This is a genomic window from Geomonas edaphica (assembly GCF_004917075.1).
Taxonomy (GTDB): Bacteria; Desulfobacterota; Desulfuromonadia; order Geobacterales; family Geobacteraceae; genus Geomonas; species Geomonas edaphica.
In genome coordinates this window covers 111,295-130,564 of sequence record NZ_SSYB01000005.1, presented here as the reverse complement: position 1 = coordinate 130,564, position 19,270 = coordinate 111,295, and the positions used below count along the sequence as shown (strand labels likewise).

At 61.5% G+C, this 19,270-nt stretch carries 13 protein-coding genes and 1 tRNA gene; 4 read left to right on the top strand and 10 right to left on the bottom strand.

What is annotated here, in order from left to right:
* The first annotated feature begins 199 nt into the window (after positions 1-199).
* Positions 200-3,058, top strand: a complete 2,859-nt coding sequence (locus E8K79_RS16390) for a hybrid sensor histidine kinase/response regulator (RefSeq protein ID WP_246043854.1) — start codon at positions 200-202, stop codon at positions 3,056-3,058.
* A gap of 431 nt (positions 3,059-3,489) precedes the next feature.
* Here the strand turns inward: E8K79_RS16390 and E8K79_RS16385 are convergent, their stop codons facing one another.
* From E8K79_RS16385 to E8K79_RS16370, 4 genes are all read right to left on the bottom strand, one after another.
* Positions 3,490-5,769 carry a response regulator gene (locus tag E8K79_RS16385; RefSeq protein WP_136515673.1) on the bottom strand — a complete coding sequence of 760 codons (2,280 nt, stop codon included), beginning with the start codon at positions 5,767-5,769 and terminating at the stop codon, positions 3,490-3,492.
* Between the two features lie 13 nt (positions 5,770-5,782).
* Complete coding sequence (locus E8K79_RS16380) at positions 5,783-7,045, bottom strand: hybrid sensor histidine kinase/response regulator (RefSeq protein WP_136515672.1); 1,263 nt, start codon at positions 7,043-7,045, stop codon at positions 5,783-5,785.
* Entirely contained in the window at positions 7,042-9,558 is a 2,517-nt protein-coding gene (locus E8K79_RS16375; protein WP_162604694.1) for a response regulator, read from the bottom strand. Before E8K79_RS16375 ends, E8K79_RS16380 begins: the two co-directional genes overlap by 4 nt.
* Before the next feature lie 212 nt (positions 9,559-9,770).
* Positions 9,771-11,930 carry a hybrid sensor histidine kinase/response regulator gene (locus tag E8K79_RS16370; RefSeq protein WP_136515671.1) on the bottom strand — a complete coding sequence of 720 codons (2,160 nt, stop codon included), beginning with the start codon at positions 11,928-11,930 and terminating at the stop codon, positions 9,771-9,773.
* A gap of 274 nt (positions 11,931-12,204) precedes the next feature.
* On the opposite strand from E8K79_RS16370, the gene E8K79_RS16365 reads away from it, so the two are divergent.
* Positions 12,205-15,108 carry a PAS domain-containing sensor histidine kinase gene (locus E8K79_RS16365; RefSeq protein ID WP_136515670.1) on the top strand — a complete coding sequence of 968 codons (2,904 nt, stop codon included), beginning with the start codon at positions 12,205-12,207 and terminating at the stop codon, positions 15,106-15,108.
* 30 nt (positions 15,109-15,138) lie between these two features.
* On the opposite strand, the gene E8K79_RS16360 is transcribed toward E8K79_RS16365, so the two are convergent.
* The 4 genes from E8K79_RS16360 to E8K79_RS16345 form a co-directional block, all read right to left on the bottom strand.
* Positions 15,139-15,498, bottom strand: a complete 360-nt coding sequence (locus tag E8K79_RS16360) for a nucleotidyltransferase family protein (protein ID WP_246043853.1) — start codon at positions 15,496-15,498, stop codon at positions 15,139-15,141.
* On the bottom strand, positions 15,464-15,901 hold the full coding sequence (locus E8K79_RS16355; protein ID WP_136515668.1) for a nucleotidyltransferase substrate binding protein: 438 nt from the start codon (positions 15,899-15,901) through the stop codon (positions 15,464-15,466). The genes E8K79_RS16360 and E8K79_RS16355 overlap by 35 nt, the downstream gene beginning before the upstream one ends.
* Positions 15,902-15,994: 93 nt before the next feature.
* Positions 15,995-16,070 (bottom strand) — tRNA-Phe (locus E8K79_RS16350).
* 220 nt (positions 16,071-16,290) lie between these two features.
* The gene (locus E8K79_RS16345) at positions 16,291-16,854 is read right to left on the bottom strand and encodes an elongation factor P (RefSeq protein WP_135868552.1); all 564 of its coding nucleotides are present in this window, start codon (positions 16,852-16,854) and stop codon (positions 16,291-16,293) included.
* A gap of 95 nt (positions 16,855-16,949) precedes the next feature.
* On the opposite strand from E8K79_RS16345, the gene E8K79_RS16340 reads away from it, so the two are divergent.
* Positions 16,950-17,147 (top strand): RNA-binding S4 domain-containing protein, encoded by a 198-nt coding sequence (locus E8K79_RS16340; protein WP_136515667.1) that lies wholly within the window; start codon positions 16,950-16,952, stop codon positions 17,145-17,147.
* Positions 17,148-17,149: 2 nt separating this feature from the next.
* Here the strand turns inward: E8K79_RS16340 and E8K79_RS16335 are convergent, their stop codons facing one another.
* Positions 17,150-17,512: a translation initiation factor Sui1 gene (locus tag E8K79_RS16335; RefSeq protein ID WP_136515666.1), complete on the bottom strand. Its 363-nt coding sequence runs from the start codon at positions 17,510-17,512 to the stop codon at positions 17,150-17,152.
* A 169-nt stretch (positions 17,513-17,681) separates the two neighbouring features.
* Positions 17,682-18,761 carry a ribonuclease Z gene (locus E8K79_RS16330; protein WP_136515665.1) on the bottom strand — a complete coding sequence of 360 codons (1,080 nt, stop codon included), beginning with the start codon at positions 18,759-18,761 and terminating at the stop codon, positions 17,682-17,684.
* A 102-nt stretch (positions 18,762-18,863) separates the two neighbouring features.
* On the opposite strand from E8K79_RS16330, the gene E8K79_RS16325 reads away from it, so the two are divergent.
* Positions 18,864-19,196, top strand: coding sequence for a cupin domain-containing protein (locus tag E8K79_RS16325; RefSeq protein WP_136515664.1), 333 nt, complete (start codon positions 18,864-18,866; stop codon positions 19,194-19,196).
* Positions 19,197-19,270 lie beyond the last annotated feature (74 nt).

Here is a 19,270-nt window from a genome sequence, read left to right as displayed (position 1 = left end):
CTCCTCTCAATTGATTAAAAAACGCCAACGAATTGTATCGGCGGCACTCGCTTTTGCAATGGCACCGCGTTCAAACAGTGCCGGCTCCCCCTCCGGTTCGTTTTTTCCCTCACAGTTTCCCGTGCAACGGTCGATAAGAGTGATGTAGCGGTGCACCGCAAAATACCCCGCCCATAAAGCGGCCATGGTCTTCACTATGATGCAGAGGTACATACAGAAAAGGGCGCTCGCCCTGCTGGTCGTCGTCGCCACAATCGTGTGCGGGCTCATCTTCACCCTCTCCTATGACAAGGCGAAGGATGCGGCCATCTCCAGGCTGCATGACGAGCAGATGATCCATGCCAGGCAGGCGGCCCAGGGTATCGAGGAATATTTCGCCACCTGGACCGGGATCCTCAGCTCCCTGGCACGGATGAAGGAGATCGCCGTTCTCGACGCTCAGGGGCGGCAGCAGATGGAATTCTTCTACGATGCCCACAAGGAGCAGATCCGATCCTTCACCCGTGTGGACGAAAACGGGGTCATTCTCTTCACCGTTCCGCAGCGGGAAGCGGAGGGGAAAAACATCGCGGACCAGAAGCACATCCGCGAACTTATGCGAACGCACCAGCCGGTGGTGAGCGACGTATTCCGGGCGGTGCAGGGATACGACGCGGTAGCCCTCCATGTCCCGGTTTTCGACGAGGCACGCTTCAAGGGGAGCATCGCCATCGTCATCAACTTCCAGAACCTCGCGCACCGCTACTTCGACGTGATCAAGATCGGCAAGACCGGGTACGCCTGGGTGGTCAGCCGCGATGGCACCGAGCTGTACTGCCCCGTGGCCGGGCACAGCGGCAGAAACGTCTTCGAGAACGCCCGGGAGTTCCCGAGCCGCAGAGCTGTCGCGCGGGAGATGCTGAAGGGGGGCGCAGGCACAGGGAGCTACAGCGCCAGAGTGGACGCGCGGGACAGCAAGCCGACAAAACAGCTCGCGGTCTACTACCCGGTGGCGCTCGGCAACACCTTCTGGTCCATCGCGGTCACCTCCTCCGAAAAGGAGATCCTCGCCTCCCTCACCTCGTACCGAAACCGCCTGATCGCGCTGCTCGCCTTCCTTCTGGCGGCCGGCATCGCCGTCTCCGGCTGCATCGTCCGCGCCATGCTGATCTTCAAGGAGGAGGCGGCCCGCAAGGAGGCCGAGGCGGACCTGCGCGCGAGCGAGCAGAGGTACCGCGACCTCTTCGAGCACAACCCGGCGCCCATGCTGATCTACGAGCGCGGGAGCATGGAGATGGTCGCGGTGAACGAGGCGTTCGCCCTCGCCTACGGCTACGCGCGCGAAGAGGCGCTGGCACTCCACCTGACCGACCTCTACCCGGATTACGAGAAGCGCAGGATCACCGATGTCGCCGCGAAGCTCACCGGGCATACCTACGTGGGGGAGTGGCACCACCGCAAAAAAGACGGCTCGGTCTTCCCCATCGTGGTCACCTCGCACGACATCGTCTACAAGGGGCGCACCTGCCGCATCGCCGTCATCACCGACATCACGGAGCGCAAGCAGATGGAGCGGGCCATCGAGGAAGAGTCGAATCTGAACCGGCTCCTCCTCGAGCAGTCCCCCGACGGTATCGTCATCATCGACCCGGAGACGGCGCGTTTTCTCAACTTCAACGACGCGGTATGCAGACAGTTGGGCTACAGCCGGGACGAGTTCGCGGAGCTCTCCATCTTCGACGTGGAGGCGCAGGAGACACAGGAAGAGACGCACGAGCGGATAGGGGGGATCGTCAGGGAGGGACGTGGGAGTTTCGAGACGGTGCAGCGCACTAAGAGCGGTGAACTCAGAAACGTCGAGGTCAACGCGCAGATCGTCAACATCCAGGACCGCCAGGTCTACTACTGCATCTGGCGCGACGTGACCGAGCACAAGAAGCTCGAGGAGCAGTTAAGGCAGTCCCAGAAAATGGAATCGGTCGGGAGACTCGCCGGTGGCGTCGCCCACGACTTCAACAACATGCTCGGCGTCATCATCGGCGCCGCAGAGCTTTGCCGGCACCGCATCCCCGACGACGCCCCAGAGCAGAAGTTCCTCGACCACATCCTGAAGGCGGCGCAGCGCTCCAGCGAGATCACGCGGCAGTTGCTTGCCTTCTCGCGCAAGGAGATCGTATCCCCAAAACCGGTGAACCTGAACAGCCAGATCCTCGCCGCGGAGAGCATGCTCTGCCGCCTGATCGGCGAGGACGTGAAGCTCACCTTCAAGCCGGCGACGCCCCTTTGGACCGTTCTCATCGATCCCTCGCAGGTCGACCAGATCCTCATGAACCTCTCGGCCAATTCCCGAGACGCCATGCCTGACGGCGGCAACCTGAACATCGATACCGCCAACATCCGCCTCAACACGGATTACTGCCGCCACCACGCAGGCTGCGTCCCCGGCGACTACGTGAAGGTCACCGTGAGCGACACCGGCACCGGGATGGACCGGGAGACGCGGGAGCACATCTTCGAGCCGTTCTTCACGACGAAGGGGGTGGGGGTCGGCACCGGCCTCGGGCTCGCCACGGTGTACGGCATCGTCACCCAGAACAACGGGTTCATCAACGTCTACAGCGAGCCGGGACAGGGGACCGTGTTCAACATCTACCTGCCGCGTCACCACGAGGAGGCGCGCGAGGAGGAGGCCGACGACGCCCTGCCGAAAAGCGGCAGCGGCACCATCCTGCTCGTCGAGGACGAGGAGATGCTCCTTTGCACGACGACGCTGATGCTTGAGGAGATGGGGTACACGGTGATCCAGGCGGGGACACCGGAAAGCGCCATCGACATCTGCATGCAGGGGGGTGAGATCGACATGGTCCTGACCGACGTGGTGATGCCGGGGATGAACGGCAGGGAGATGGCCGAGCGTATCAGGGGGATCCGCCCCGGGATAAGGGTCCTCTTCATGTCCGGCTACACCGCCGACATCGTCGCCCAGCGCGGCATCGTGGAGGAGGGGATGCACTACATCTCGAAGCCGCTCGACTCCCGGCAGCTCCACGAAAAGATCGCCCAGTTGCTGGCACACTGACGGGGTGCGGCGCGACATGACCGGGTAGCAACGCCCTCACCCTGCATGGGGAGAGGGGACACGAAGTTCAATTGCCTAAGAAGCTCTGCACTTGGCCCTGACGCTCCCCCCTTTGCGAAGGGGGGACGGGGGGGATTTGCTTTTCATCCTCTGGTTCTATCGGTTGAACGGAGTCGCTTTACTCACCGACAGGTTGTTTGTTTTCTGTCCTTTGCTGTTGCAGCGTTCGTGATCGCAGCGACAGCAGGTGTTTGCATGGTCAGACCAAGACAAATCCCCCCTTGCCCCCCTTCGCAAAGGGGGGAACGTGATGCCAAGCTCACTGCTTCGAGACTAAAACATAGATGCGTCCCCGGAATTTCCTGAAGAACCTTCGCAAAGGGGGGAACGTGATGCCAAGCTCACTGCTTCGAGACTGACTCACACGTGCTTTATGCGGCCGGTGCGGGGGAGCGGTCGAGAAGGTCCCGTACCTTCCGCAGCAACTCCGTAGGCTGAACCGGCTTCATGATGAGCTCGGTATCCTCGGCCAGGGCGTCGCGGATGTCGATGAATTCCCTGGTGTAGCCGCTCGTGAACGCCACGCGCATCGACGGGTCGACCTTCCTGATCTCCTCACAGGCCTCCTTGCCGTTCATCCTGGGCATGATGAGGTCCATAAGCACCAGCGCGATGGTTCCCGGCGGCGTCCCCTGAAACTTCTCGATGGCATCCTCCCCGTCCTGCGCCAGGATGACCCGATACCCGTGCTCAGTGAGGATGCTGTCCAGGAGCTGACGCAGTGAGGGCTCGTCCTCCACTACCATGATCGTTTCCGTTCCCCGGCCGGGAGCATCAGGTGCCGCGACGCTTTCCTCGGCAGCCCCTCCGATCCGGTACAGCGGCAGGTAGATCCTGAAGGTGGTCCCTACTTCCGGTTCGCTGTACACGTTGATGAACCCGTTATGCTGCTTGATGATGCCGTACACGATGGACATGCCGAGGCCGGTCCCCTTGCCGGGCTCCTTGGTGGTGAAGAAGGGCTCGAAGATCCTGGTCCTCGTTGTCTCGTCCATCCCGACCCCGGTGTCCGAGACGGAAACGACCGCGTAAGGACCGGGCGCGGGGTGCTCGCCGGTCGATGCGCCGCACTCCTCGATCATCTGCCGGTGGGTCTCGATGGTCACCACGCCGCCCCCCGGCATGGCGTCGCGGGCGTTGGTGACCAGGTTCATCAGGACCTGGTCGATCTGGCCGCTGTCGACCCTGACCGGCAACGGCTCTGCGCTTACCGCTGATCTGAGCTGGACATCCTCCCCGATGACCCGCGCCAGGAACTTCTGCACCTGCAGGATGATGTCGTTCAGGTTGGCAGGCTGCAGCCTCATCACCTGCTTGCGGCTGAAGGCGAGCAGGCTTGAGGTGAGCTGGGCGGCCCGGTCGGCGTACTCGAGGATGTGTTCGACCTTCTCCTTCTGCTCGGGAGCGAGGAGGCTGTCCCCTTTCAGCATGGCGCCGTACCCCATTATGACCATAAGGATGTTGTTGAAATCGTGGGCCACGCCCCCTGCGAGCTGCCCGATCGCCTCCATCTTCTGCGATTGCAGCAGCTGCTCCTCCAGCCGGTGCCGCTCCGTTATGTCTTCCTTGATGGTCACGTAGTGGGTGACGACCCCGTCCCTGGTGCGGACCGGCGAAACGGTGACGCGCGTCCAGAGAAGCCGGCCGTCCTTGGCGCGGCTCGGCATCTCTCCCTGCCAGACCGTCCCCGATGTGATGCAATCCCAGAGGGTCTGGTGGTCCGCCTCCTGGGCCTGCTCCGACAGCAGGAGGTCCGCCTGCTTCCCTACCATCTCCTCCGCCGTATAGCCGCTCATCCGTGTGAAGCTCGGGTTCACGAACTCGACGACCCCGTTCTTCGCCGTGATGCGGATGGAAAGCGGGCTCTGCTCCACGACGTGATACAGCTTCAGTACCAGCTCCTCGGTCTGCCGGCGCTCCGTGAGGTCGTCGACGAGGGTGATCAGGTAATCCGGCTTTCCCTGACCGTCGAGCGAAACCGAGGAGGTGAGCCGGCTCCAGCGTTCCCCCTGCGGCGTCGCCACCGGGGCCTCCCGGACCACGAGCTGCCCGGGGTGGCCGAGCGGTTCGGTCGGGTCGAACCCGGGCAACCAGTCGCTCAGTTGCGTTCCCAGGAGCTCAGCTTCCGTTGCCCCCAGGAATTCCTGCAGTTTGCCGTTCGCCCGCAGCACGCGCCCCTCCAGTTCGAGGTGCGCAAGCCCAAGCCCCGCCTGCTCAAAGGTGCTCCGGAAGCGCCGCTCGCTCTCCACCAGCCGGCGCTGCGTCATGATCGATTCCAGCGCGTTGGAGAGCGTCAGGCGGATCTCGGTCTCGTTCCACGGCTTCTTGAAGTAGTAGTAGATCTGGCTGCGGTTGATGGCGTTGATGACGGCGTCGATGTCCGAATACCCGGTGAGGATCATGCGGATGCAGTCCGGATAGGCCGCCGCGACCTTCTCCAGGAACTCGGTCCCCGTCATGCCCGGCATGCGCTGGTCGGAAACCACAAGGGGGATGTCGTGCCCGGAAAGGAGCGCGAACGCCTCGTCGGTGGTCTCGGCGATGAACACCTCGTAGGTGTCGCGCAAAAGAGCACGCAGCGCCACGAGATTCGGCCGTTCGTCGTCGACGTAGAGGAGTCTCGGTTTGGCTGCAGGAGGTTTTTCGCTCATGGCGGCTCCTTTCTCAGGTTTCGAGCTGCGGCAGGATCACGCGGAATGCGCTCCCCTGCCCGGCGCGGCTCTCCACCTCGATAACGCCCTGGTGGTCGCGGACGATGCCGTGCGAGATGGAAAGCCCGAGGCCGACCCCCTTGCCGACTTCCTTGGTGGTGAAGAACGGTTCGAACAGGTGCTTGCGCACCTCGTCCGTCATGCCTGTCCCGCTGTCCGCGATCTCCACCACGGCGCAGCAACGTCCGTCACGCTCCTCCATCCGGGTGCTGACGCGGATGGTCGCGTCAACTTTTTCCGGTTTGGCAAGGATCGCGTCAACGGCGTTTGCCAGCAAATTCATGAACACCTGGTTCAGCCTGCCGGGCTGGCACAGCCATGGGGGGAGATCGTCGTAGTGCCGTTCGATGCGGATGCGGTCCTTGTAGGAGCCGTTCAAAAGCAGCAGGGCGGCGTCGAGGCACTCGTGCAGGTTCACGCTCTTTCGCTCCGCCTCGTCCATGCGGGAGAAGATCCTCAGGCTGCTCACGATCTCGGCGGCCCGGTTCGCGCCGTAACAGGCGTTGTTCACGAGCTCATTCATGCTCTCGCGCAGTTCACCAAGCTCGTTGTCCCGGCACCACGTCTCGATGCGGCCGATCACCTCATCGCATACCCCGCCCGGTAGGGCCTGGCAGAGCGCCATCAACTCGTCGATCGGCGCCACGGTCTTTTTCAGCCCCTGTACGCTGGCGGCGATGAAGTTAAGTGGGTTGTTGAGTTCGTGTGCGACCCCCGCGGTCAGAAGCCCCAGGGCCGCCATCTTCTCCGACTGCACCAGGTGCACCTGGGCGCGGGTCAGGTTCTCCAGAGTCCGCGCGAGTTCGGCATTTTGCCTTTGCAGCTCTCCACGCACCCGGGAGAGCTCGAGATGGGTCTCCACCCGGGCGAGCACTTCCTGCGCCTGGAACGGCTTGGTCACGTAATCAACGCCCCCCTCGTCGAAGGCACGCAGCTTGTCCGCAGTCTCCACCGCGGCGGAGACGAAGATCACCGGGATGGAGGCGAGTGCCGGGTCTTCTTTTAAGGCGCGACAGACCTCGAAACCGTTCATCTCCGGCATGTTTATGTCGAGCATGACCAGGTCCGGGGGCTGCAGCCGCGCCGCCTTGAGGGCCATGGGACCGTTGATGGCCCCCCGCACCTCGTAGCCCTTCTCCTTCAGGATCGATTCCAGGAGCTGCAGGTTGGCCGGGGTGTCGTCGACGATCAGGATCATTGCCGTTTTTTCCGTCATACCGTGTCCGCCTCTCTACCCGAAACCGCAGGTTCCCCGACCTGCCCCGGCGTTTGCAGGAGCACCTCCTCGATCAGATCGAAGCGGTACCCTTCAGCATGGTCGCGCAGGCGGTCGGCCACCCCGGGCGCGCTCTCGCTGATGCATCCAAGCAGGGAAAGGATGCGCCCGCGGTCCAGCTCCCGCGCCGCGGCGATCAGTTCGGAGCGCACCTCATTGGGAAGGAGCGCCACCGCCTCGGCCATCCCCGCATCCGACAAGACGCCTTCCCCGCTTGCGACCGGGGCGCCCTCCTCGTCTTCATACTCGAACTCGACCGGAAGCAGCCGGCCCACCTTCTCGAAAAGCTCCTCCTCGCGAAACGGCTTGCGCAGGAAATCGTCGACCCCCGCCGCCATGACTTCCCGCAACTGCTCCTCGAAGACGCTGGCCGAAACGGCTATGATGGGGACGTCCTTCCCCTCGGGCAGGGCGCGTATGCGCCTGGTCGCCTCGCGCCCGTCCATGACCGGCATCACCACGTCCATGAAAACGAGGTCCGGCGTATGGGAGGCGAACGCTTCGATGCCGCTTTGCCCGTCCTTCGCCTCGATGACGCTGAACCCCGCCGGGGTGAGCATCTTCACCAGGATCTCCCGGTTCGTTTCGCGGTCGTCCACCACTAAAAGCTGCCAGGTCCGCTGTCCCGGCTTCAGGCGCAGCACCCGGCGCGGTTGCCCGGCAGGCACCGGAGCGGGCGCCTGCTCCGCCTCGACCACGGGAAGGATCACGCGGAAACATGCGCCGTGCCCCGCTTCGCTGGAAACCGACAGATCCCCCCCCATGAGCCGGGCGTACTCGCGGCTGATCGGGAGCCCGAGTCCGGTCCCTCCCTGGGTCCTTCTGCCGACGTCCGCCTGCTCGAAGAGGCCGAAAACGTGCTGGATGTCCTCCGGCGCCACGCCGGGCCCGGTATCTTCCACCTCCACTTCCACGAACGGGCGGCCGTCACGCATGTCCCCCCGCGCGCGGAGCGCTACCCAACCATGGTCGGTGAACTTCACCGCGTTTCCAACCAGGTTGATGACGATCTGGCGCAGCTTCCCCGCATCCCCAAGCACGTAGCGCGGCGTATCCGGATGTACCTCGAGCATGAGCTGCAACTCCTTGGAAGCCGCCTTGGGAGAGAAAACCTCCACCACGTCCTGCAGCACTCCGGGCAGATCGAAAGGGAGCGCCTCAACACTCATGCGCCCCGATTCGATCTTGGCCATGTCGAGCACGTCGTTGATCAGGGCCAAGAGGTGCTCGCCGGAGCGGTTAACCGTCTTTAGGTTGCGCCGGTTCGCCGGCGAGAGGTTGGGGTCGTGCAGGACGATCTGGCTGAACCCGAGCACGGCGTTCAGCGGGGTTCTTATTTCATGGCTCATGTTGGCGAGGAAGAGCGACTTCGCGCGGTTGGCTGCCTCGGCCCCCTCCTTGGCAAGGGCCAGTTCGTCTAGGGCGTTACACAGCTGCTGGTTCGCCTGGCGCAACGAGCTGGTACGCTCGTCGATGCGCTGCTCCATCTCCCGGTTGATCTGTTGCAGCTCCCTGGTCCGTACGTTCACCTGCTGTTTCAAGACGACCCCGCCGACCAGGCTCATGATCAGTGCGGCGCCCAGCACCCCTCCAAGGAGCGGCAGCCAGGCCGGGAGGTTGAAGTGCACCTCTTCCGAAGTCCACCGCTTCATCGTGGCGTAGTACACGGACTGGGGATCCGTTTTCATCGCGGTCAGGTGGCCGTCGATGACCTCCAAAAGCTGCAGCGGCCCGGCGGCGTCCTTTCGGGCCGCGAAGCAGTAGGGGGCCGGGTCGAACATGATCGGGGTATCCTCCAATCCCGATTTCCTGGCGAACATCAACCCGTAATAGCGGTTGGTGACCCCGGCATCGACCTTGCCCGAGGCGATCATCTCGAATTCCGTCTTGTAGTTCGAGACCGGCACCTGGGTGATCTTCAAGCCGAAACTCTTCGCCTGCCGGTCCAGGGTTTCCAGCTGGATGGTCTTCTCAAGCCCCGCCACACGCTTGCCGTTTAGGTCCAGTATCGACTGGATGCCGCTTCCCTTGCGGGCATAGACCTGCGACCAGCCGGAAAGGACGGCAACCTTGTTGAAGGAATAAACCTTCTCGCGCTCCGCCGTATATGCGACATCCGGCATCAGGTCTATTTCGCCTTTTTGCAGGCGCTCCAGCCCCTGGCTCCAGGTCCCGGTCACGTACTGCAGCTGCCAACCCTCTTTTGCGGCTATGTGCTCGATGATGTCGACAAAGATCCCCGCAGGCTTACCGGCTGCCGAGACGAAAATCTTCGGGGGGTTGTCGTAGACGCCGACGGAAACGGTTCTGGGAGAGGCGAGGACGGCGGTAGGGACAAGGCAAGACAACAGCAAGACGACACTGAAGATAAGGAGCGGGAAAACGAAGATGAAGAAGCGGGCAAAGGATGAAGGCAGGTGTCCCTGGTCATGCCAGGATCCCTTCGAGTTCATGGGTAACCTCATAGCAGCACAGGTTCCGAAGTCTGCCGCATGACGGCCCACGCGTCGGGCGGGCAGCTCCTTTGACAGTACTTCCTGTGACAACACAGTTCCGCAGCCTCTCTTAAAGAGCCGTTAATATAGTGCAATCCTCGGGACAATACAATGAAGTAGGTATTGCGATAAACGCAGGTAAGAATTCGATTTCCCTTACCGTGCCCGATTTAAAGCAGGGACTCCAGCACTGACGCCATCGCCTGCGCGTCAAAAGGCTTGTGCAGGGCCTTCAAGAAACCGTAGTCGCGGAAGTTCGCCATGACTGGGTCGTTGGAGTAGCCGCTCATCACGACTAGGCGCGCTTTCGGATCGAGGGAGAGGATCTGCTGCGCCGCGTCCTTCCCCCCCATCCCTCCGGGTATGGTGAGATCCACCAGCACCGCAGAGAAGGGAGCCCCCTCCTGCAGCGCCGCGCGGTACAATTCCACCGCGTCGCCGCCGTCGGCGCAGGTCACCACCCGGTGCCCTAGATGCCCGAGCACCCCCGCCGCCAACTGCCGGATCACCTCCTCGTCGTCCATCACCAGCAGGGAGAGCGCGGAGGGAGGCACCTGGCTGACGTGCGTCACCTCGGGTGCTTGTTCCTCACCGCTTGCCCCCAACGAGGGTAGATAAATGGTGAAGGTCGTACCATCGCCTTTTTGAGAATCGACGCTCACGCTGCCGCCGTGCCTTTTGACGATGGAGTAGACCGAGGCGAGCCCCAGCCCCTTCCCCTGCGGTTTGGTGGTGAAGTAGGGATCGAAAACCTTCTTGAGGTCCTCCTGCGAGATGCCGCCCCCCTCATCAGAGAATGCGACGCTCACGTACGGCCCGGGCGGGAGCTTCTGCCAGTTGTTCGCCTCGAGCAGGTGGTCGCGAGCGGTGATGACGAGCAGTCCCCCCTCGGGCATCGCCTGCACGGCGTTCATGATGATGTTGCTGAAAGCCTGACACATCTGTCCCGCATCGGCCTCCACCGCGCTCAGCGACGCCGGGACGTCGACGATCCCCTTCACGTTGGAACCGCTCAGGGTGAGCGAGACGGCCTCGTCCACCAGCACGCCCACCGAGGTGACCGCCCGGACCGGCGCTCCCCCGCGCGCGAAGGTGAGCAGTTGCTTGGCCAAGTCTCCCGCGCGCAGCGACGCGCGCTCCGCCGCCTCCAAAAGGGGCTGGGAGCGGTGCTCCGGCTCTAGTTGCATCCTCGCAAAGGAGAGGTTACCCATGATGCCGGTCAGGATGTTGTTGAAATCATGCGCGATGCCGCCGGCTAAGATGCCGAGGGATTCCAGTTTCTCCATCTTGAGCCGCTCGTCCTCCATCGCCTTCAGCGCCTGCTCCGCCTCCCTGCTGCGGTCCCACTCGCGGTTGAAAACCTGCGTGAGCGTCGTCGTCATGATCATGAAGACAAGCACGAAGAGGACCCCGCGATAGAGGTCGTTGTACCAGTTGGCAAGGTAATCGGCCGTGGACATGGCGACGAAGACGTAGAGCGGCTGCGGTAGCGCAATCTTTCGGAAGGAGAAGACCCGCTCCACCCCGTCCACGCTGCTCTTCGTGCGGTAGGTCCCCATGCTCTCCCCCTTGGCGAGCAGCGACCTGAACCGGTTGGAAGTGACCTTGATCTCAGAGCCGCCGGGGGAGCGGTTCAATTTGGGGTAGCGCGCCACGACGCTCAAGTCCGACGCCACCAGCGACAACAGCCCCTGTTTGCCGATATTGAGCGTGGAGAAAGTATGGGACAGGTAGTCGAGGGACACCCCGGCATAGGCAAGCCCTGCGAAGGAGCCGTCCGGAGCGTTCACGCGCCGGGCAAGGACGATCATCCATTTACCGGAGATGCCGCCGATGAGCGGCTTGGAGATGACGAGCCCCGCGTCGGGGGTCTGGCGCAGGTATATGAAGTAGTCGCGATGGGCGAGGCTCTTCGTGGTTGCCGGCGTGACATTGGGACCGTATAAAGCGACCCCTGCCATATCGGTCGCCCTGAGCGAGACCAGCTCCGGGAGCCGGGCCTGCTGCCGAACTATGAAGCGGCTGAGGGCTGCGGAGTCCACCTGCCCGGCCCCAAGCTGCCGTTCGTACTCGTCGCAGACCGCCTGCAATGATATGTCTATCTTGGAGAAGATGCCGGAAATGTTCTCGTCGAGCACCCGGGCAAGGTTCTGCGTCGTGACGCTTGCCCGCTCCGTGTATACGTCCCGGCTTTTCATCAAGGCGAACGAGACCATCCCGGCAACGACTATGTTCAGCACCACCACTCCGGCGAACAGGTGCCTTTTCAGAACATTGACCGATCTACCGAGTGCTGTGTCAGTCTTAGCTTTTTCCTTTGCCATTAACATGGACGCGGATGTCAGCTCCTATGAGATTGGTTTCGTTTATGTTCCAGACAGTTTGCTTCATTTTATCAGTATGGCAATAGCTGGAACTAAAATTATCGGGTTAAACGTGCGCCGATAGTATGTCGATCCGGCTCAAGAAAGCATGCAGAGGTAAAACATGTGACAGATCGGCGTTCGGGGCCCAAAACCTTTGACTGATTTAGCTGCACTCCGGGAAAGGACTGCTATATTGAGTAAGGTTTTTTAATTTCAATCCCCGCGGACATGAGGCTTCATGGCCCCCTACCTGAACCACTTACAGCCGACGGAACAACACCTGCGACGCGGCGCGGCCCTAAGCGGCATCGTCGCGGCCGTGATCGGAGCGATACATCTCGTCTTCTGGCTCTCCGGCCTCCTAACCTCAAGCGGCTTGCATCATTTCGTGATGAAGACGAACGCCTCGTTGTGCCTCCTTCTCTGCGGCCTTGCCGTTGCCGTAGTTGCGGAGGAGCCCAGGGGCTCTAGGGGGCTGGCGGCCATCCTGGCGGCACCGGCAACGGTGATCGCTGCGCTCACCCTGCTCGAGCACCTCCTCGACGTCGATTTCGGCATTGACCAGCTCGTGGCGTATGAACAGCCGGGTGCACTGGGGGTCCTGCACCCGAACCGGATGGGTCCCCCCGGTGCCACCGCATTCACCCTCTGCGGCATCGGCATTTTTTTGCTGCTGCAAGTAAAAAGGGTGGCGACCCAGGTGGCCCAGTTGCTGGGGAGTGTCCTTTGCCTGCTGGGTCTGATGGGGTTTCTCGGGTACCTTTATCGCGTTGAAGGGCTCTATGCGGCCCCGCGCGTGACAGGCATCGCCTGGCCTACGACCTTATCGCTCATTCTCCTCGGCATCGGGCTTCTCCTCGCAAGACCGCGAGATGCGTTCATGGCGGTATTCACCTCACCCACGCCAGGCGGCTTCGTATCACGCGCCCTGCTGCTGCCAGCGGTTACCCTCCCCATCCTGCTCGGGTGGCTCGTCCTCACCGGCGAGGCTTACGGCCTCTACGGCATAACGTTCAGCATAAGCCTCCTCATGCTCTCCTGGATCGTCATCTTCTCGGTGATCGTCTACCAGATAGGAAAACGCGCGGAGACCCATGTGCAGGCGCTGGAAGGCCAGAAAGCCCGCGAAGCGCTGCGCCAAAGCGAGGAAAAGCTGCGGGACATCATCGACAACATGGCTGAGGGGCTCATCGTCATCGACGTGGAAACCGCGGGGCTCTACTGGAACCGCCGGGCTCTGGAGATGTACGACTTCGAGGAGGAGTCAGACGAAGTCAAGACCTTGGAGAGCGCGGTCCGAACCATCGAACTGAGAACGATGGAGGGGGAACTCCTGCCTCTGGAACAGTGGCCGGTTCGCCGGATTATGAGGGGCGAGGAGCTGCACGACGTCGAGCTTTTGGTAAGGCATCGGGAGCGGACATGGCAGAGGATCTACAGCTACCGGGGGACGGCGATCCATGATGCGCAAGGAAAACTGCACATGGGCGTTCTGACGATTCGGGACATTACCATCAAAAGACAGGCCCAGGAGGCGCTCAGGGAAAGCGAGGAACTGCTAAGCACCGTGCTTGAGACGCTTCCCGTCGGGGTATGGGTAATTACCGCGAGCGGCGACATCCTGCATGCCAACAGGGCTGCTGAAGAGATATGGGGCGGCGCGCCAAAGGTCGGGATCGCCGGATACGAAAGGTACAAGGGGTGGCGGACCGATTCCGGAGAAGCGATCGCCGCAGAAGAGTGGGGAGGCGCGCGGGCCATCCTGAAAGGGGAGACCATCCTCAATGAAGAAGTGGAGATAGAAGCGTTTGACGGCAGCCGAAAGGTCATCCTTCTTTCCGCGGTCCCCATCAGGAATGACAAAGGCGAGATCACCGGGGCAGTCGCGGTAAACCAGGAAATAACGGTGCGTAAGCGGATAGAGAACGCACTTCGGGAGAGCGAGGAGAAGTTCCGTGCCGTCTTCGAACAGGCGGCCGTCGGGATGGGACGCGTCTCCTTTGACGATGCGCGCTGGATCGATGTCAATGCGGCATTCTGCAACATGCTGGGCTACAGCCGTGAGGAGATGCTGGCGACTCCCTGGCCCGACATCACTCACCCCGATGACCTGGACCTTGACCTTGTGCCGTTCAGGAAGATGGCAGTGGGCGAGTTGAACAGCTACAGCATAGAGAAGCGCTTCATCCATAAAACGGGGGAGTACGTATGTGCCAGGCTCACCCTGTCGTTGGTGCGCGATTTCGGCGGCAGGCCCAAATTCGAAGTGGCGATCATCGAGGACATCACGCGCCGGAAAGAGGCGGAGGAGGCACTGCGCAAGGCGAAGGACGAACTCGAGCTGCGGGTAAGAGAGCGGACGGCGGAGCTGGAGCAGGCGTACCTTGCGTTGCAGCGCGAAACCGACCAGCGCCTTGCCGCGGTAGAAGACCTGCGAGAAAAGGAGCAGCTCCTCGTTCGGCAGAGCCGGCTGGCGGCCATGGGGGAGATGCTGGCCAACATCGCCCACCAGTGGCGGCAGCCGTTGAACGTCCTCGGGCTCGTCGTCCAGCAGTTGCAGCTGACCTACGAATTGGGGCAGTTTAGCGGCGAGTTCCTGAAGGGTGAGGTGGGCAGAGTGATGGCGCTCATCCAGCACATGTCGAACACCATCAACGACTTCAAGGATTTTCTGAAAGAGGAAAAAGAGCCGCAGCCGTTTGATGTAAATTCCGCCGTGGACGCCACGGTGAAACTTCTGGAAGCGCCTCTTAAAGCGTTGCGGGTCGATCTGCGTATCGAGGAGGTGGACAAGCTCGTCGTGACGGGGCACCGAAACGAGTTCTCCCACGTCATCATGAACCTGGTGAACAACGCTACGGAAGCGCTCAGGGAGCGGGGGGTGGCAGCGCCGCGGATATCGATCCGCATTTTCAGGGATGGGGAAAAATCCGTCATCACGGTCGCGGATAACGCCGGGGGCATTCCTGAGGAGATATTGCCGCGCATCTTCGAGCCGTATTTCACGACAAAGGGGCCGGAAAAGGGAACCGGGATCGGGCTCTACATGTCCAGGAACATCATCGAGAAGGGCGCGGGCGGGCGGCTCAGCGTAAGGAACACCGAAGACGGTGCGGAGTTCAGGATAGAGTTTCCCGGCTAGCGGGGACTGGTCCGGATGACAAGATTCAAACTAAGGACGCTGTGACGCGGTTACCGGAGGTCTCTGCAGGACAACCTTCTCGCCGCGCGCTATCTCACGCTGAAAGCTCTCGGGAATGCGAGCCCAGTCCAAGACGTCGACCAGTATCGGTAGCCCACTTTCGCGGAGCGCCTCCCGCAGGGAATAAAGGTCGGCTTGCGGCGTCCCGATCTCCAAAGGATTTCTGACCACCAGGTCGAGATCGCTCCCGTCGTGGGACGTCCCCTGGACGCGGCTGCCGTAGGCCCATACTTCCGCATCGGGGACATGAACGGCAAGAAGCTCGCGTACGATCTCCAGCCATTCCGGGCGAATATCAAGCATCCTGCCCGCCGTTTCCAAATCGCTCACGCAAGGTTGCCTCCAGAGCGCGGGCATCCGTGAGGAATCCCGGCAGCAGCTTAAGAGTATCTTCGGCGAAACCGACGCCGTAGTCATGGGCGGTGCTGTTTCTGTTGTCGCGATAGATGAACCAGCGTGCCACAGTGTCTGTATCGAGCAGGCCGTGCTTGGCTGCGTGCCGCAGCACATCTTTGTAGGTGAGGGCATCGACTTCCCTTGGGCTGCCGGTGAACGCCTTCAGAGCCTTACGCAGGAGTTTTCCACCCGTCTCAAGAGTCAGTTCGAAACCTTTCACCACTGCGTTTCGAAAAATCTCGTAGTCGATGCTTTCAGGGTCGGAGTTGCCGAGGAGGGTCAGGGATGTTTCGAGGGTCTTGATACAGCGAGCAAAGTGATCGGTGTTGAGGTACATGGCACCTCCGGATCGAAGCTGGGAGGATGAGCTCCCATAGAGTTTGTAAAAAAAGAGGTCAGCTATTCCTAGCTGACCTTCTTTATTTTTGGGTGGTGCCCAGAGACGGAATCGAACCGCCGACACGAGGATTTTCAATCCTCTGCTCTACCGACTGAGCTATCTGGGCAAGAGACCAACTTTATACTTTGAATCGCCGACTGTGTCAACCCTTTTCTTCTAATTTTTACAGCCAGTCTTCAATGTCCTTCACTTCAGACACACAGCCGCTTTGCTGACAATGAGAAACGCCCCTTCCTCACCCTATCCCCTCCCGCCTGCGAAGCGAGGCGACGGCATGCGATGGAACGTGGGACACGGGCTCCGGCTGGAATCGATCGCAAATGACGTTAGGCGCGGGAGATGAAACGCCCGTCCCGGGTGTCGACTTTGATTTTCTCGCCGGTTTCGAGGTACGGCGGCACCTGCAGACGCAGGCCCGTCTCGAGGAGCGCTTCCTTGGTCTGTGCGGTCGCGGTGGCGTTCTTCAGCGCGGGGGCGGTCTCGGTGACGATGAGTTCGACCACCATGGGGAGGTCGACGCTCACCATGCGCTCCTGGAAGATGCCGAGCTGCACTTCGGTCCCGTCCAGAAGAAAGGGGGCGATGGCTTCGAAATTGTCTTCTTCCATCTCGAACTGCTCGTAGTTCTCGAGGTCCATGAAGACGCCACGGCCGCCGTCGGCGTAGAGGAACTGCCCCTTGTGACGCTCGAAGTCCGCCTCGTCGACCTTGTCGCCGGAACGGAAGGTCTTTTCGAGCACCTGCGCGGTAAGCAGGTTGCGGTACTTGGTCTTCACCATGGTGTTGGCGCCGCGGGCGGAGGGGGACTGGAAGGCAACATCGAGGAGTACGCAGGGGGCGCCGTCAAGCTTGATGACGAGGCCCTTCTTAAAGTCGTTAGTGGTATACATGCTCAATCTCCTTTACGAAATGTCCCTTTTTAGCAGAATTCTGTGATAAGTTCAACCGCGCCATAAGGCGGCAGTGACAGTTAAATGGAGGCAGAGTGAAGATAGATACTGAGTTTATAAAGCTGGACAGTTTTCTGAAGGCGGTCGATGCAGTCTGCTCGGGCGGCGAGGCGAAGATCATCATCGGCGAGGGGATGGTGTCGGTGAACGGCGAGGTGGAACTGCGCCGCGGCAGGAAACTGCGTCCCGGCGACAAGGTGGAGTTTGAGGGAAAAAGCTTCCTCGTGGAGTAACCTCACCCCCCGGCGCGCTTCGCTTTGTAGCCGCGTTTCAGGAGTTCGGCAAGAAGTACCTCGGCGTGGTCGCCCTGAATCTCGATCACGCCGTCTTTCGCTGTACCACCGCAGCCGCAGCGCTTCTTCAGTTCAGCGGCCAGTGTGGTGAGCGCAGCGGCGTCGAGAGGAAGTCCGGTGATGACGATGACAGTCTTGCCGCCGCGCCCCTTGGTCTCCCGCCTGAGCCGCACGGTGCCGTCGCCGGCGGGTGCTGCGGACTTCTTGCAGATGCAGGATTTGGCGGGCTTGCCGCAACCGGGGCACATGCGGCCGAATTCGGATGAGTAGACTACCGGGGCGTCATTCGAGCTGGTCTTTTTCATGCGTCGTTTGTAGCAGAAAAGCCGCGGCAGATTCAAGTCCAGAAAGTCAACGGCTTTAACGCAAAGACGCCAAGGCGCGAAGCCGCCAAGAGAGAACCAAAAGGAAGCCCCCCAAGTCTTTTCTTTGCGCCTTGGCGGCTTTGCGTCTTTGCGTTGAAGCCTTTTGCTTTTAAATCTCCACCGGCCTGGGCACCTCGCTCTCCATGATGGGGCGCGGCGTGAGCCGGTCGGGGATCTTCAGCACGGTGGTCCCGGCCGGCGGCTCGATCTCCTGGTAGAGCGTTTCGCTGCCACGCTGGTTCGTCTTCGAGAAATGCATAGGGAGCACGTACCTCGGACGCAACCGGTCCAGGAGCATGTTGAACTCAGTGGTGCATAGATGGCGCGACAGCTGCGCCTTTTGCTGCTGCGACGCCAGGAAGGCGCACTCGCACACCAGCAGTGTCACCCCCTCCAGAAGCCCGGCCAACTGCTCGACGTTGTCCTCAGAGTAGCCGATGTCGGTGCAGTAACCGATGCTCGCCGGCTCCTCGATCTTCCGGATACGCCGGTACAGTGACGCGGCATCGGGCTCCCACCTCTCTTCCATCCCGCCGTCGCCTCCATGCGGGTAACTGATGCGCTGTCCCTCCATCGCCCCGTCACGAAACAGACGCTCCATCTCCTTCAGCCAGCCCCCCCTCTCCACCCCTTCCGCGGCCATGCGCGCTTCATCGACCACAAAGGCGGCGCCTTCGTCAACACGATAGGCCCTTACCGGAATGCGGTGCTCGCATTGCGTCGAGGTTACCTTGAGGTGGCGGTTCTCGTAGAGGATCCCGTTGCGCTCCCCTTCCCTGCTCGCCGCGAAGGCCTCGGCCCCGCAGTAGAGCGTGCTGCTGACGCGCCCGTTTCCCTCCACCTCGTTCACCCTGAAGTTTCCCCAAAAGGTGTCGGCGAGGTTCCAGTCGTAGCAGGCGAACTTGCTTGCCATACGGCTTGAGAGTCCCGCCGGACCGAAGATGTCTATGGTACGAGGCGACGCGTGGCTGTGGCGGATGACGCTGTCCATGCCCATGAAGTGGTCCATGTGGGCGTGGCTTATGAAAATGGCATCGATGGAGGTGTAGACCCTTTTGGCGAGATGATGCATCTTGCCGCAGTCGAAGAGGATGGCGCGCCCGGTTGGCCTCACCCGGACCAGGAGCAACGGATCATCAAAGAGACCGGCGAAGAAGGTCGGTTCGAGGTAGCGGAACGGTTTCGGCATGCGCAGAATTTTACCATTAGATTGACCTGCATCAATTGCAACATACTCTCTGCGGGTTACAGTTCCTATCAAGAACGCACATCACTGACAAGGAGTAGCGACATGGCAGAGAAAAAAGGCGTGGCACTGGGCGAGGCACTGAATCTGGCAAATCTGGCGGGCTATCAGGACGGCGCGGTGGTCAGCAGGACGGTCATAGACAAGCCGGTCGGCACCATCACCGCCTTCGCCTTCGACGCGGGTGAAGGGCTGAGCGAGCATACCGCTCCCTACGATGCCTTCGTGCAGGTGATCGACGGTGAGGCGGAGATCAACATAGACGGGAAGGCACACAACGTAACGGCCGGGGAGATCATCATCATGCCGGCGAACATACCGCACTCGCTGCGCGCGTTGAAGCGCTTCAAGATGCTTCTGGTGATGATAAGGGCTTAAAGCACCCCTCCTCCCGGAGGGGGGGGAGGTCGGGAGGGGGGAAGGCGGATCGATTTGCTGCCCTCCCCCTCCCT